Origin of the sequence: Myroides sp. C4067, from assembly GCF_038039665.1 — a bacterium.
GTDB classification, from domain to species: domain Bacteria; phylum Bacteroidota; class Bacteroidia; order Flavobacteriales; family Flavobacteriaceae; genus Flavobacterium; species Flavobacterium odoratimimum.
Window position 1 is genome coordinate 120,103 of the sequence record NZ_JBBPHJ010000007.1, and the last position, 14,689, is coordinate 134,791.

The window sequence follows — 14,689 nt, forward strand, 5'->3', positions numbered from 1 at the left end:
TCATTGTAAATCAACTTTTATAAATATAGTAAAAAAATAAGTAGACACTTCATTATATTTTGATATAATCACTGAAAACTATTATTGAATATTAGTGTCCTTAAGAGATTGGGTATGCTGTATCGCCCTATTATCACTATATAATTATAGTAGGTAAGTCCGTAGTGAGTCCGTTATGAGTCCGTAGTGAGTCCGTAGTGAGTCCGTTATTTATTGAGATATATCGGAGTGATATCTTACTAATCGCGTTGTTAGTAGGGAGATGTATGTAGGAAGACAGAATGTTTTGTAAAAGAATGTTCTATCTTTAGATAAAGATTATAGAGGATTGTTGTTAGTACGAAAGGTATAATTTTTCTTAAATTTTCTTTAGTTTGGATATAAAATGCTTCTAAATGCTAATAGAAGTCCGAATAGAAATGATTAAGTTTGTGTTTTTAAAAAAATAACAATATGATTTCTAATCGATATCGATTGAATGAAGTATTAGTACTGGGGTATAGGTTATTCTTAGCTTTCTTCTTTTACTTTATTGCTCGTACACTATTTTACTTTTATAATAGTGATTTATTAAATGTAGACTCTTTTGGTCAGTTTTTAGAATTAGCGTATCACGGTATCACGTTTGATAGGATGGCTATTTTTTATGTAAATATATTATTTATATTATTATCTATTCTGCCTTTATTTATCAATACAAAAAAAGGGTATCAGAAGGTCGTGTTTTACGCCTATATCATTCCTAACTTGATAGCGTATTCTACTAATTTTATTGATTTTATTTACTATAGATTTATTTATGCTCGTACTACTATAGCTGTTTTCGACAGTTTAGAACACGAGTCAAATAAGGGACAATTGTTTTTTAACTTCTTGGTTAATTATTGGCATGTTTTTCTTATTTGTATTGTACTATGTGTGCTATGGGTGTACTTGTATACCAAGGTGAAGTTTACTCGATTTTTGAAAGTTGAGGATAAGAAGTCTTATTGGTTATCTACTGTCTTGATTATTATTGTGACAGGAGTGGGCTTTGTGGCAGGAGTAAGAGGGGATCTGAAGAAAGCAACTAGACCATTGAATATTATAGACGCAAATCGACATGTAGAGAAACCAGAACACGCAGATATCGTATTAAATACTCCATTCGCTATCTTGAGAACAATCGGTAAGACTAGTTTTAAGAAAGTAGAATATATGGATGAAGCTACACTTAACAAAAATATAAGTGGGGTGAAGCAGTATTATACTAATGAACTTAGTACTCCTAATATAGTGTTATTTATTACAGAAAGTTATGGACGTGAGTATATAGGAGCTTTTAATAAAGATATGAATATTAAAAACTATAAGAGTTATACTCCTTTTATAGATTCGCTTTCTCAGCATAGTTTAATATTCCCTAATGCATTCGCTAATGGCTATAAGTCTATTCACGGTGTGTCATCTGTCATCGCGGGTATTCCTTCGTTTAAAGATGCATTTACATCATCGCCTTATCCGAAGCAGAAGATCGAATCACTAGTGTCTACACTGAAGTCTAAAGGATATGATACATCTTTCTTCCATGGTGCTCCTAACGGGTCTATGGGATTCTTAGGATTCGGTAATATCTTAGGGTATGATCACTACTATGGAAAGACAGAGTATAATAATGATGATGACTTCGATGGTACTTGGGGGATTTGGGACGAACCTTTCTTCCAATATATGCGCACTACATTAAATGAAAAGAAAGGACCTTTCTTTGCTACTATTTTTACCGTGTCTTCTCATGAGCCATTTAATATTCCTGCTCAGTATGAAGGGAAATTCCCTATAGGAGATGTGCCTATCCATAAGACAGTGGGATATACGGATTATGCTTTTAAGAAATTCTTTGAAGAGAGCAGTAAAGAACCATGGTTTAAGAATACAATTTTTATCATCACTGCGGATCATACTAATCAGATCGCCTATGATGAATATAAAGAGCTTGTTAATCGTACTGCAGTGCCTATACTTATCTATACACCAGATGAGAGATTAAAAGGAGTAGATAAGAGATTAGCTCAGCAGATAGATATTTATCCTACTGTACTAGATCTAATAGGGTATGATAAACCTTTTAGAAGCTGGGGAAGAAGTCTAGTTAATGATACAATAACGACTCCATATACGATTAATTATGGAGGTAATGAATACACTTACCAAGAAGGAAATTATATCGTAAGGTTTAATGGGAAAGAGGTGACAGGGTTCTTTGATATTAAAGATAAGGGATTAAAGAAAAATTTAATCGGTCAAAAGAATAAGGAAATGGAAAGACTCGAAATAAAGTGTAAAGCCTTTATTCAAGACTATTTTGAACGTATTATAGATAAGCGATTAGATAGATAAGTATTATAAATAGCACCTTAATCAAGGTGCTATTTTCTTTTTAAGAAACTTTTTTTATTAAAAGTTTTTAGGAGTAATTCTTTGTTTATGAAGTTATTTGATTGTTTTATCTAAAAATTTTGAAATTAAAAGAAGTATTAATCTTGTGTTAGTAATATTAATGTTGAGTTTAATACAAAACGTTATTGTAGCTAGTATTATTAAAAAATAATGCTGTTAGTCTATATGTGTTTATTTGGGTGAAATGATAGTGTTTAATTAGGTGTTTTTGTACAGGATGATGAATAAATTTATTAATTTAAATTAAAAGTGTAAGTTATTGGTATTGTGTGTTTATGTGAAAATTGTATTAAAAAAAAATGTAAATCTTAAACTTGCTTTAGATTAACTTTTTAGCGCTGAGTTTTGGTTAAATTTGCCCAACTTTTTTTAAATATAAACCTTACAATTCTATGACTTCTAATAAATTTAGAGCCTATGAAGTAAAAGTGATGTTGTATAGATTATTTCTTGCTTTTGTTTTTTACTTTATTGCTCGATTGTTGTTTTATTTTTATAACGCAGATTTATTAAGCATTGATTCCGTTGGACAATTTTTATCACTATCTTTTTACGCCTTATCATTTGATAGTGCATCTATATTCTATATGAGTATTTTGTTCATCTTATTATCAATAGCTCCTGTTTTTATAAATACCAAACCTAATTATCAGAAAGTTGTTTTCTTTGCTTATTTCATTCCTAATTTACTAGCTTATGCTACTAACTTTGTAGACCTTATTTACTATAGATTTATCCAGTCTAGAACCACCGTAGCTGTGATGGATAGTTTAGAACATGAGTCTAATAAAGCAACGTTATTGTTTAACTTTCTATTTAGTTATTGGCATGCTTTAGTTTTGTTTCTTATATGTTCTGCTTTGTGGATTTATTTATATACTAGAGTTAAAATAAAACCTGTCAAAAGAGAAGAATCTACTAGTCGCTATTATATATCTACTGCTTTTATAGTAGTAATTTCAGTAGTTGGTGTAGTCTCTGGTATAAGAGGAGGTGTGACTAAGAAAACTAGACCAATAAATATAGTAGATGCCAATCGACATACTACTAAGCCAGAGCATGGGGATGTAGTCTTAAATACTCCGTTCACAATCTTAAGAACGATAGGGAAGAGTAGTTATAAGGAAGTGAACTATATGGATAAAAAGACATTAGAAAAATACATTAATGATGTAAAACAATATAATGTCAATGAACCAAGTACTCCTAATATCGTATTATTCATAACGGAGAGTTTTGGACGTGAGTATATTGGAGCCTTTAATGAAGGGACAGATATTCCAAACTATAAGAGCTACACTCCTTTTATAGATTCTTTGGCTAAGCATAGTTTGATATATCCTAATGCCTTTGCTAATGGGTATAAATCGATTCATGCTATTCCTTCTATTCTAGCAGGTATTCCTTCTTTTAAGGATGCTTTTACTTCTTCTCCATTCCCTAACCAGAAGATAGAATCTGTAGTGTCTATATTGAATAGTCAGGGGTATGATACTTCTTTCTTTCATGGTGCGGTGAATGGTTCAATGGGATTTTTAGGATTTGGAAATATATTAGGGTATGATCATTACTACGGAATGACTGAGTATGATAATGATGATGATTTTGATGGTACATGGGGGATCTGGGACGAACCTTTCTTTCAGTTTATGAGTAAAACATTAAACGAGAAGAAAGAACCTTTTTTCGCAACATTGTTTTCAGTATCTTCACATGAGCCTTTTAGAATACCAGAACAGCATATAGGGAAATTTCCCAAAGGTAATCTTGAGATACATGGACCTATAGGTTATACTGATTATGCGTTTAAGCGTTTTTTTGAAGAGAGTAGTAAAGAACCATGGTTTAAGAATACTATTTTTATTATCACAGCGGACCATACTAATCAGATTTATTATGATAAGTATAAGGAATTAGTAAATAGAACTGCTATTCCTATTATGATTTATACGCCTGATGAGAGGTTAAAAGGGGTAGACAATCGATTGGCACAACAAATGGATATATATCCTACTATTTTAGACTTAATCGGTTATGATCAACCTTTTAGAAGTTGGGGGAGTAGTTTACTTAACGATACTACAAGCGATCGTTTTACAGTAAGTTATGGAGCTAACGAAATAACTTATCAAACAGGTAATTATATTGTCCGATTTAATGGAATTAAAGTAACGGGCTTTTATGATATAAAAGATAAAGGGCTTACTAAAAACTTGATTAAGGAGAAGAATAAAGAAATGGAAGAGGCAGAAATGAAGTGTAAGGCTTTCGTCCAAGATTATTTTGATCATATTATCAATAGAAAGTTATCTGATATATAGAGGTGTTTTCTCTAAAGAGTAAAGGTTCACAGTTAAATCTGTGAACCTTTTTTATTTTACTCTGTAAAGTCGTTTTCGATTAATAATTCTTTAGCCTTATCTAAGTCTTCTTCATCGACTAAGATATGTACTGCTCTGTCAAGTGTTCCTGCTCCAATTCCGATAGCTGATTGTATATCATCTCTAATTATGTAGGGAATATTATTTTCATCTAAGAGATTTCTTACTGCGAGAACGATAATCTCACTGCCAGCAAATAATTTTTTGTGACTCATAACCTTCTGTATTTGTTCTTTTCTAAATTATGACTTTTTTAATTAAGAGAGTAAAAAAGATAAGTTAAAATCAAAATGAATTAGCCTATAAGTTTTTTTATTACTCTAAAAAGGAGTATCTTAATAAAAGAATTATAAAACAAAAAATATCTTATAAATGATAAATTATAAGTAAAAGAGAAGAGGTTTCATTAAACTGAATGATTATGAAAATAGAGGAGACAAAGGCATTTAGTCAATTGAGTAGTATAGCGCAATCAATTGTCAACAAGAGTACTTCCAAAAAACAGATTTCAGATGCTGTGATGATTGTGAAGAATATAGGTTTCGAAAAATGGAGTAGTATTACAGACCTACCTATTATGTGGCATCAGATAGTAAAGGAACTGGCTGTATAAATAATAGAATAGATGAAGTAGAAAAGATCTTATCCTATCAGGATGAAGATCTTTTTTCATTTATACAACAATAATAACTTCGAAATATAATTGTAATTTTATTTCAAATTTAAAATAGAGTATGAATATTGTTTATTTGGTTTTTGGTAATAAGATGAGTTATTATCAACAAGTTTTTTTCTCTATATATACCGTATTGGCTTATAAAGGAGCAAGTGATAATATTATTGTATTGACAGAAGAACCTTCTCTGTTTAATCAATTAAAGGGAAGAATAACGGTAGAATCTTTAGATAAGGATCTTGTTAAAGATTGGTTAGGGAAGTACCAATATATGTTTAGAGTAAAAATAAAGGCATTAGAGTATATCGCTCAGCAGTATCCAGAGAAAGATTTATTGTACCTAGATGTAGATACTTTTGTTTATAATTCATTAACACCTCTAAGAGATAAACTAGAACAAGGAACAAGTATTATGCATATAGATGAAGGGCAGCTCAATAAATTTACTACAAAGACAGGTAAAAGACTTTGTAAAGAATTAAAAGATAAGATGTATGGAGGAGTTTCTATTACTGGGGAAACTCATATGTGGAATTCAGGTGTCTTAGGAATTTCGAAAGTTAATTTTTCAGCTATTACTCTTGCTTTAAATATAACAGATCAGATGTGTCAAGCTAGTGTTAAGGCATTTACAAAAGAACAACTTGCTTTTTCTTTAGCGTTTAATTCTACTGGAGATATGACACCTGCAGATCATATTATTGGTCATTATTGGGGAAATAAAGAACAATGGGATGATTTTATATCTGATTGGTTAAAAAAAGCATTTATGCATAATTATACAGTAGATGAAGTGATCGCTAATGTTAGAAGTATTCCTCTGGATCAAATACCTTACTACCTTAAACACTCTAATACTTTAAAGCGTCTATCTAGAAAGTTACAAAATATCTTTCAACCTAAAAATCCACAATTTATAAAGAAGTAAAATTTTTTATAATCACTTGATTTTGTAATAAAAGTATTTGTTTATTTAAACTTATATCGACTTGTTATTGTTAATTTTGTTAATAAATTGATTTGTTTAAATGAATAAGGTTAATTATTATAGAGTGTTAGGAGTTAATCCTACCGTATCAGAGGAAGAGCTTAAGCGTGCTTTTCAGTCTTTATATGAGCGTTATAGTCCAGATAAGAATCCGAGTAGTTTATTCTATAAGACGATGTTCGAACAACTGAATGAAGCTTATGCTACATTAGAAGATAGAGAAAAGAGAGAAAAGTATAATATAGCGAATGGCTATGAGGTACCTGTCTATTCTAGACCTGAGGATAAACAAGAAATCTCTAAAGAGAAAGAAAAGATGGTAGATACAGGAAGTAATAATGCCTATATTTTCTTATTTGTGGTTATTGGTATTATCGTTGTTTTAGGAGGGTATTTAGTTTACTATACATTTAATGAGAGTGAAGATACAGAGATTAAAGAAACAGTGATTGTTGAGCAAGAATTGCCAAAACCTAAAGCGACTATAAAGAAAGTAGAAGTGAAGCCTGAAGAGGTAAGAAGAGAGGTTTATACTGCCGAAAAAAAAGAAAAGGAGCATCAACATACAGAAAGTGTGAAAGAAATACCTGTAACTGATAAGGCAAAAGAAGTAAAAAAGGAAATCTCTGTAGAAAAGAAGGTAGAGGCAACTAAAGTAAGTAAAGAAGAAAAGCTTACTAAACCAAGTTCTAAAACAGATAATCTGAATGATGAGTTTCAAACAAAGAAAGCGTTTAAAATAGGAGCGAGTAAGAATGATGTATGGGCTGTACAAGGAGATCCTACAGATATAAAAGAACAAGGTGATATCGAGACATGGTATTACGGTAAGAGTAAGATTAGATTTAAAAATGGAAAGGTTATAGATAGTACAAGTTTTTAATTGGTACTTAAAACCCTATTTACTACCTTTTATTTTTAAACAAAAGGTACTCAATAAAGGTGTTTAGAATGTTTTTTTATATAAGTTGTTGTTTTTGTTGGTATTAGTAGATGTTATAAAGTATTGTTTTTCGTGTTAAAATTCAACGGTTTTAGTTTTTTAACTAGTAAGGTTTATAAATTTATGTAATTAAATTACAATCAAAATTTATAATTATGACAATAAAACAGACCTATTTTTATCACCCAACTAGTTATGAAACAAATGAGTGTGTAATAGCTTCTTTTGAACAAAGAAATATTCCAATGCAAAGAATTCAACAGAGTCTTGGAAGGAAAAAAAGATTTATTCTAGATCGAAATTCTACAGAAACAACACTTACTATGGCTACCAAAGCTGCAAAAGGAGCATTAAAAGAATGTGGTTTGCATATTGAAGATATTGATGTTATTGCTTTAGTTTCTGCTACACCAGAGCTTTTAGTACCATCAGCTTCTATCAAGTTGCATCAAATGTTGAATGCAAAGAAGAAAACTATGTGTTTTGATTTAAATGCCAATTGCATTGGAGCATTTATAGCGTTAGATCAGTTGACTAAATATTTGCAATGTACTCCTAACATGCAGAGAGCATTAATTGTATGTGCAGAGAATCTATGTCGTATAGTAGATAATAATAATCCAATTACAGCATTTTGTTTTTCTGATTCTGCTTTTGCTTTTATTCTTGATAAGGATGGAGAAAGTATAGGACTTAAGGATGTAATGTATCATACAGATAGTGATATTGCTGATACAGTGTCTTATCCGCCAGCTGGCTTTTCTCAGTTTAAGAATGAAGATGTATTAGTATGGGATCGCTCCTTTGACGGAATGGGAAGTGTGGACTTCATAAAGAAAGAACTATTATTATTTTTAGAGAGAAATAAAATGAGTGTAGAAGATATAGATTTGTTTATGTTTTCTCAGTTTTCTTATAAAAATGTACAATTAATCAAAGAGTATTTTAATTTAGGTGATGATAAAGTGCCTTTTTATTCTCATGAATTAGGATATACTGGTTCGTCAAGTCCTTTTTTAGCATTAGATCAATATCAGCGAAGAGTAAGGAAGATTAAACAAGGAGAGCAGATTTTGTTTTGGACACTAGGTGCTGGTTATGAAGCAGGATTAATGCTTTGGGAATACTAATTAAAAGTATACGCAATAAAAAACACCCTAAGTCATCTAGACTTAGGGTGTTTTCATTTTATAACTATTCACTAACTAATCCGAAATGTTATTGTTGGTTTCTGAAGACCAACTCGTTGTTAAACGAGTCTAACAAGATCATACTATCTGCTTTTACATTACCAGATAAGATTTCTTTAGACAAGCGGTTCAACACTTCTTTTTGTACTACACGTTTTACAGGGCGTGCACCGAACTCAGGATCAAAGCCTTTAGTAGCTAAGAACTCTTTAGCTTCCGCAGTAGCTTCCATATGTATGTTTTGTTGAGCAAGCATTTTGAATACACTTTGTAGTTGTATATCTACAATCTGTAAGATGTTGTTTTTGCTCAATGGAGTAAACATCACTACTTCATCTATACGGTTTAAGAATTCAGGACGCACTTGTTGTTTCAATTCGTTTAGTACTTCCACTTTAGCATCTTCAGAAGCCTGCTCCATATTCGTAGCATTCTCAAACTTCTCTTGGATGATATGACTACCCATATTAGAAGTCATGATGATGATTGTGTTTTTAAAGTCAGCTAAACGTCCTTTATTGTCTGTTAGACGTCCTTCATCTAAAACTTGAAGTAAGATATTAAATGTATCAGGGTGTGCTTTCTCAATCTCATCTAATAACACTACTGAGTAAGGTTTTCTACGTACAGCTTCTGTTAATTGACCACCTTCATCATATCCTACGTATCCTGGAGGCGCTCCTACTAATCTACTTACACTGTGTCTTTCACCATATTCACTCATATCAATACGAGTCATCGCATTTTCATCATCAAATAAGTACTCTGCTAATGCTTTTGCCAACTCTGTTTTACCAACCCCAGTAGTACCTAAGAATAGGAATGAACCTATTGGTTTTTTAGGGTCTTGTAATCCAGCGCGACTTCTGCGTACTGCATCACTAATCGCTTCAATTGCTTCTTCTTGACCTACTACACGTTTGTGTAACTCCTCTTCTAAGTGAAGTAGTTTTTCTCTTTCACTTTGAAGCATTTTAGTAACAGGTACACCAGTCCATTTCGCTACTACTTCAGCGATATCATCACTTGTAACTTCTTCTTTAATTAGCGATTGACCATTTTGGTTTTCGTCTAATTGTTTTTGTGCTTTCTCAAGTTCTTCTTGAGCATCTTTTATCTTACCATATCTAAGCTCAGCTACTTTTCCATAGTCACCATCGCGTTCTGCTTTTTCTGCTTCCAGCTTATAAGTTTCTATTTCTTGTTTGATAGCTTGTACCTTATCTACAACCTCTTTTTCAGATTGCCATTTGCTATAGATATCGTTTCTTTCTTCTTTTAAGTTAGCTACTTCTAATCCAAGAGATTTAAGTTTATCCTCATCGTTCTCACGTTTAATCGCCTCAATTTCAATTTCTAACTGCATAATCTTACGATCTAATACGTCTAGTTCTTCTGGTTTAGAGTTGATCTCCATTCTTAGTTTAGCCGCAGCTTCATCCATAAGGTCAATTGCCTTGTCTGGTAAGAAACGGTTGGTGATATAACGCTCTGATAAATTAACAGCAGCTATAATCGCCTCATCTTTTATACGTACTTTGTGGTGAGCTTCATATTTCTCTTTTATACCACGTAGGATAGAGATCGCACTTTCTGTATCTGGCTCATCTACCATTACTTTTTGGAAACGACGCTCTAAAGCTTTGTCTTTCTCAAAGTATTTTTGATACTCATCTAATGTAGTTGCTCCGATAGAACGTAGTTCTCCACGTGCTAATGCAGGTTTTAAGATATTTGCTGCATCCATCGCACCATCACCACCTCCAGCACCTACAAGGGTGTGAATCTCATCAATGAATAGAATGATATTTCCTTCAGCAGAAGTTACTTCTTTTACTACTGATTTTAAACGCTCTTCAAATTCTCCTTTGTACTTCGCACCTGCAATCAAAGCTCCCATATCTAAAGAGAAGATTTGTTTGTCTTTTAAGTTTTCAGGTACGTCTTGTTGTACGATACGGTGTGCTAATCCCTCTGCAATAGCTGTTTTACCAACTCCTGGCTCACCGATAAGCATTGGGTTGTTTTTAGTACGACGGCTCAAGATTTGTAACACACGTCTGATTTCTTCGTCACGACCAATTACAGGATCCAGCTTACCTTCGTTAGCTAATTGCGTTAAGTTATTCGCATATTTATTTAAAGAGTTGTAAGTTTCTTCTGCAGAGGCAGAAGTTACTCTTGCTCCATTTCTGATTTCGTTAATTGCAGCTTCAAGTTGTTTTTCTGTAACACCTTGATCTTTTAAGATCTGAGCTACTTTGCTTTTTGATTTAAAGATTGCTAAGATTAAGTGTTCAATAGATACGTACTCATCTTTCATTTTCGTAGCGATAGCCTGAGCTTCAGTGATAGCAGTACCTGCCTCTCTAGATAAGCCTAATTGTCCTCCAGCTACTTTCGGAAAGTTAGCTATCGTAGCATCTAATACAGATTTAAAAGTATCTACATTGATGTTTAGTTTCTTTAAGATAAATGGTGTCACATTTTCATCTACTTCCATAATAGCTTTAAAGATGTGCTCATTTTCTATTTGTTGTTGCCCTAAGCCTTGCACGATTACCTGTGCTTGTTGTAAGGCTTCTTGAGATTTTATTGTAAAATTATTTAAGTTCATATAATAAATCGTTTATTTGTTTGGATATATCGTAATAGGCAAAAGGTGTTCCAATATTAAAATTAAGACTTTTTGGCAATATTTGAATTATTCGTATTAGTAAAAGATGTCAAAAAGTCATAAATTCGCTTAAGTAATGTAAATCACACTAACATTTTGTCTTATGAAATGGATCAATATAACAGAAAGTAGTCAAGTAAAAGACCTGATTGCTAATTCAAATGATAAAGCAGTAATTATATTTAAACACAGCCCTCGATGCCATATTAGTAAATTTGCATTAAGAAATTTTGAAGCAAGCTTTACTAATCCTACAGATGCAGATTGTTATCTAGTAGATGTAGTTAATAATAGACTTCAGTCTATGGAGGTAAAAGAAGAACTAGATGTGCATCACGAGTCACCACAATTAATCATTGTTTCTAAGGGAAAAGCGGTCTTTAATACTTCACATGAGAGTATAGATGGTGTTGATACAGAGAAATTACTGCTGAGACTATAGGATGAGTAGAACATTAGTTTATAGAACTGCTACTCTACAAGGGGTAAAGACACCAGGTATTATCCAGAATGGAGGATACCACTTTACACATTTTGATGTTTATGAAGATGGAAGGATAGCGGATTGGAACTTTGAAGATTTCGAACATTTTATTAAAGATGTACAGAAAGGATGGGTTGTCACTAATATACCTGACGGAGAGGAAATCTCCTGTTTTAATCTAGGATCTTGGAAAATAGATAAAGGACATTGGTATTATACACCTGAGACGTATCTTGAGTTTATAAAAAGTTTGGTATTAGAACTTAATCCTAATTGGACGAATATATATACTTATCAAGAGCGAAAAGTCAATGGCGTCACAGTAGGGGAGTCAGGAACAGGGACATTGTATAAAATAGATACGGTAAATGTGGATCACTTCTTTCCAACTAAAATAAAAGGAGAGAATCGCAGTCTATTTTATGTTTCAGAAGGGAAGTATTATTTAGTGCAATTATTACTTTTTAAAGATAAAACGATCTTAATTCACGGTTGTGGAGAAGAAAAAGTTTTAGACTTTGAACGTTTAAGGGCTTTGATAGATGAAGGTATTGTCTGTAGTACCATTCCTAATGGGGCTAAAGTGATAATAGAAAACCTTGGAGAATTTACAATAGTAGAGGAGTTTTATAGTAATGAGATTGAAGAGATATTCGTAGAATTAGAAGATGACTATCGACAGTTAAATGGAGAGAAATCTTTACTTCAGTTGTGTAGAGAGGCTTTAGAAGCTTATCAAGAGAATCCTACAGATGAATTAAAAGAAGCATTAAAAATAGCTTATGAACGTATCCCTGAACATATGCAGATGTATTTGGGAGATATGGACAGTAAAGATGGAGAGTATATAGATATTATATATGGACCTGAATATTGGGATCAATGGAATACAGATGAGGTAAAATAAAAAAGAGGCTTTCGGCCTCTTTTGTCATAAATACAGGGGGGACTTTCTTAATTAAATAGAAAGTGTATTGTAGTTGTTTTCATTTAACTGAAACATGTATTTATGCGCATTAGGTGTTCCGATAAAGTACAAAGGCAAGTCTTTCAATGTTACACCGTAAACGTTTAATGCAAATTCACATACTACTAATTTAATACCTGCTTTATTTGCAGCATCTAACTCAGCACGTAGTTCTTTATTGTTTAACTCTTGTACCATTTGCCCCATGATTACGATTTGGAAATCAGCTTTAGGATTAGCTTGTTTGATTTCACTTCCTGTCATTATAGAAGAGCGTAGGTTTTTTATAGATTGTACTAGAATAGCATATTTATCTCCTTTAGTATCTTGTTCATAAGCAACAATAGATGTTTCATTATTTACTGTATTGTAGGCTACTGCTTGAGCACTTACGATAGAACATAAAGCGATGGCTAAAACTAATTTTCTCATTGTTTACTATATTATGGTTTATATATCAGCGAAAGTAGCAGATAGTGTAGACAGATGAAGTAACAATTGTTACACAACGATTAAATAATGAAAAAGTTATTCTTTCTTCTTTGTCAATTCATGTAGTATTCATATTAATGAGGCTTTCCAGCAAGAGCTCCCCATATATTGGACACAAATTCCTAAAGAAGTTAGTTTCGTTACCTTAAAAGAGAGAGTCTGTAACTTATGTAACAGTAGGTAAGATTATCGTTATCTATCTTTGAAGTATTAAATGATATAAGATGATTATTGCATATTTTAAGAAATGGACAGTGATGAGGTGGATTCGTCTAGGTCTAGGAGTATTACTTTTATTTCAAGCTTTAGATGCAGAATTGTGGATTTTGATGATTCCAGTTTTGTATTTGTTTTTACAAGCTTTCTTTAATTTTGGATGTAAAAATGACTCTTGTACTTGGAGATAAACATGATTTTAGATATAACTTTTTGATTTGTAATTATTTATTGTCTGTGAGTTAGGAGTTGTAGGAAGCAAGAATATTTTTATTTTAGCAAGGTTTTAAAACTCGCAAATTATGAAGAAAAGACTGATGTCTATATTCGTATTTACGGCTATAGTTAGTTTAACTACAGCTTGTAAAGACAAACAAGAAGAATCTTCTACAATAGAAACTCCTATAGAGGAAACAATAACTTCTGTTAATGAAGGAGAAGAGGAACCTGCAGCTATAGTAGATGAGGCTGTAGTAGAAGAAGAGGAAGATTATTATGACCCTACAGTTTATCCAACTTCTTTTAAGTTTAAGCATGATTTAATTATGACAGGTGAGTATCATGAAGGAGAAATAGTAGATAATGTAAGTAGTAAGTCTTGGGTAGGATTAATAAAGGAAACAGATGGTACATATAGCGTACATAAAGTAAATCCTACTACTAAATTAATACATGATGTAGTATTAGATGAAGCAGGAGAAATGACAGGGGTAAAAGTCTCTGCTAAGAGTGTGGGTGAAGTGGTGTTCATGACGAATGAAGGGGTATTAACTCAGGGTAGTAACCTAGAAACAGTCAGTTTGCCTAAGACTATTTATCCAGGCGAGAGCAAAGATTTTATATTTAAGGGAAAAACCTATACTCTCTTTGCTAAAGGAGAAAAAGGAGCAGCCTATACTTACCAAAATGAAGAAGGAGAAGAGGTACAAGGGTATGAGATTAAAAAATACAGTTTATTCTTAAAAGTTAAGGAGCAAGATAAGATAATTACTTTATTAGATTTATCAAGTTTAGAAGAAGCTACTCCTACAATCGACTTTGTAGGAGATTTAAATGGAGATGGAAATATTGATTTTCTAATTAATACTACTTATAACTATAATATGAGTAGATATACGTTGTATCTATCAGAAGGTAAATCAGGAGCAGTAACAGTAAAACCTGTTGCGGCTTTAGTGAATTTAGGATGTTAGTAAACAACCAATACAAATAAGAGAGGCTGTCCATGGACAGCCT

13 protein-coding genes are annotated in these 14,689 nt (G+C 32.2%); 10 read left to right on the top strand and 3 right to left on the bottom strand.

The window, feature by feature from the left end:
* The first annotated feature begins 453 nt into the window (after nt 1-453).
* Together AABL87_RS07130 and AABL87_RS07135 are read left to right on the top strand one after the other, a co-directional pair.
* Nucleotides 454-2,379 (top strand): LTA synthase family protein, encoded by a 1,926-nt coding sequence (locus AABL87_RS07130; RefSeq protein WP_341277112.1) that lies wholly within the window; start codon nt 454-456, stop codon nt 2,377-2,379.
* Between the two features lie 452 nt (nt 2,380-2,831).
* A complete protein-coding gene (locus AABL87_RS07135; protein ID WP_006261009.1) occupies nt 2,832-4,760 on the top strand; it encodes an LTA synthase family protein in 1,929 nt (642 codons plus the stop codon).
* 56 nt (nt 4,761-4,816) lie between these two features.
* Here the strand turns inward: AABL87_RS07135 and AABL87_RS07140 are convergent, their stop codons facing one another.
* The gene (locus AABL87_RS07140) at nt 4,817-5,035 is read right to left on the bottom strand and encodes a putative signal transducing protein (RefSeq protein ID WP_006259147.1); all 219 of its coding nucleotides are present in this window, start codon (nt 5,033-5,035) and stop codon (nt 4,817-4,819) included.
* 206 nt (nt 5,036-5,241) lie between these two features.
* On the opposite strand from AABL87_RS07140, the gene AABL87_RS07145 reads away from it, so the two are divergent.
* From AABL87_RS07145 to AABL87_RS07160, 4 genes are all read left to right on the top strand, one after another.
* Complete coding sequence (locus tag AABL87_RS07145; protein WP_006259146.1) at nt 5,242-5,433, top strand: hypothetical protein; 192 nt, start codon at nt 5,242-5,244, stop codon at nt 5,431-5,433.
* 121 nt (nt 5,434-5,554) lie between these two features.
* Nucleotides 5,555-6,424 (top strand): hypothetical protein, encoded by an 870-nt coding sequence (locus AABL87_RS07150; protein WP_341277113.1) that lies wholly within the window; start codon nt 5,555-5,557, stop codon nt 6,422-6,424.
* A 100-nt stretch (nt 6,425-6,524) separates the two neighbouring features.
* Complete coding sequence (locus AABL87_RS07155) at nt 6,525-7,367, top strand: J domain-containing protein (protein WP_341277114.1); 843 nt, start codon at nt 6,525-6,527, stop codon at nt 7,365-7,367.
* Between the two features lie 215 nt (nt 7,368-7,582).
* Nucleotides 7,583-8,557: a 3-oxoacyl-ACP synthase III family protein gene (locus AABL87_RS07160; RefSeq protein ID WP_006259143.1), complete on the top strand. Its 975-nt coding sequence runs from the start codon at nt 7,583-7,585 to the stop codon at nt 8,555-8,557.
* 88 nt (nt 8,558-8,645) lie between these two features.
* Here the strand turns inward: AABL87_RS07160 and clpB are convergent, their stop codons facing one another.
* On the bottom strand, nt 8,646-11,234 hold the full coding sequence (clpB, locus tag AABL87_RS07165) for an ATP-dependent chaperone ClpB (RefSeq protein ID WP_259638253.1): 2,589 nt from the start codon (nt 11,232-11,234) through the stop codon (nt 8,646-8,648).
* A 163-nt stretch (nt 11,235-11,397) separates the two neighbouring features.
* On the opposite strand from clpB, the gene ytxJ reads away from it, so the two are divergent.
* Complete coding sequence (ytxJ, locus tag AABL87_RS07170; RefSeq protein ID WP_025125527.1) at nt 11,398-11,736, top strand: bacillithiol system redox-active protein YtxJ; 339 nt, start codon at nt 11,398-11,400, stop codon at nt 11,734-11,736.
* Between the two features lies 1 nt (nt 11,737).
* Nucleotides 11,738-12,685 (top strand): DUF7638 domain-containing protein, encoded by a 948-nt coding sequence (locus AABL87_RS07175; protein ID WP_006259140.1) that lies wholly within the window; start codon nt 11,738-11,740, stop codon nt 12,683-12,685.
* 51 nt (nt 12,686-12,736) lie between these two features.
* Here AABL87_RS07175 and AABL87_RS07180 read toward each other — a convergent pair whose 3' ends face one another.
* Nucleotides 12,737-13,177 carry a hypothetical protein gene (locus tag AABL87_RS07180; RefSeq protein WP_006259139.1) on the bottom strand — a complete coding sequence of 147 codons (441 nt, stop codon included), beginning with the start codon at nt 13,175-13,177 and terminating at the stop codon, nt 12,737-12,739.
* A gap of 284 nt (nt 13,178-13,461) precedes the next feature.
* Between AABL87_RS07180 and AABL87_RS07185 the strand changes: the two genes are divergently transcribed.
* Both AABL87_RS07185 and AABL87_RS07190 read left to right on the top strand, forming a co-directional pair.
* Nucleotides 13,462-13,644: a hypothetical protein gene (locus tag AABL87_RS07185; protein ID WP_006259138.1), complete on the top strand. Its 183-nt coding sequence runs from the start codon at nt 13,462-13,464 to the stop codon at nt 13,642-13,644.
* Between the two features lie 111 nt (nt 13,645-13,755).
* Complete coding sequence (locus tag AABL87_RS07190) at nt 13,756-14,646, top strand: hypothetical protein (protein WP_006261014.1); 891 nt, start codon at nt 13,756-13,758, stop codon at nt 14,644-14,646.
* The last annotated feature ends 43 nt before the right edge of the window (nt 14,647-14,689 follow it).

Coding starts and splice junctions, on each gene's coding strand:
- AABL87_RS07175 (WP_006259140.1), top strand. CDS start 11,738: ATGAGTAGAACATTAGTTTATAGAACTGCTACTCTACAAGGGGTAAAG.
- AABL87_RS07180 (WP_006259139.1), bottom strand. CDS start 13,177: ATGAGAAAATTAGTTTTAGCCATCGCTTTATGTTCTATCGTAAGTGCT.
- AABL87_RS07185 (WP_006259138.1), top strand. CDS start 13,462: ATGATTATTGCATATTTTAAGAAATGGACAGTGATGAGGTGGATTCGT.
- AABL87_RS07155 (WP_341277114.1), top strand. CDS start 6,525: ATGAATAAGGTTAATTATTATAGAGTGTTAGGAGTTAATCCTACCGTA.
- AABL87_RS07145 (WP_006259146.1), top strand. CDS start 5,242: ATGAAAATAGAGGAGACAAAGGCATTTAGTCAATTGAGTAGTATAGCG.
- AABL87_RS07160 (WP_006259143.1), top strand. CDS start 7,583: ATGACAATAAAACAGACCTATTTTTATCACCCAACTAGTTATGAAACA.
- AABL87_RS07140 (WP_006259147.1), bottom strand. CDS start 5,035: ATGAGTCACAAAAAATTATTTGCTGGCAGTGAGATTATCGTTCTCGCA.
- AABL87_RS07150 (WP_341277113.1), top strand. CDS start 5,555: ATGAATATTGTTTATTTGGTTTTTGGTAATAAGATGAGTTATTATCAA.
- AABL87_RS07130 (WP_341277112.1), top strand. CDS start 454: ATGATTTCTAATCGATATCGATTGAATGAAGTATTAGTACTGGGGTAT.
- AABL87_RS07135 (WP_006261009.1), top strand. CDS start 2,832: ATGACTTCTAATAAATTTAGAGCCTATGAAGTAAAAGTGATGTTGTAT.
- AABL87_RS07190 (WP_006261014.1), top strand. CDS start 13,756: ATGAAGAAAAGACTGATGTCTATATTCGTATTTACGGCTATAGTTAGT.
- clpB (WP_259638253.1), bottom strand. CDS start 11,234: ATGAACTTAAATAATTTTACAATAAAATCTCAAGAAGCCTTACAACAA.
- ytxJ (WP_025125527.1), top strand. CDS start 11,398: ATGAAATGGATCAATATAACAGAAAGTAGTCAAGTAAAAGACCTGATT.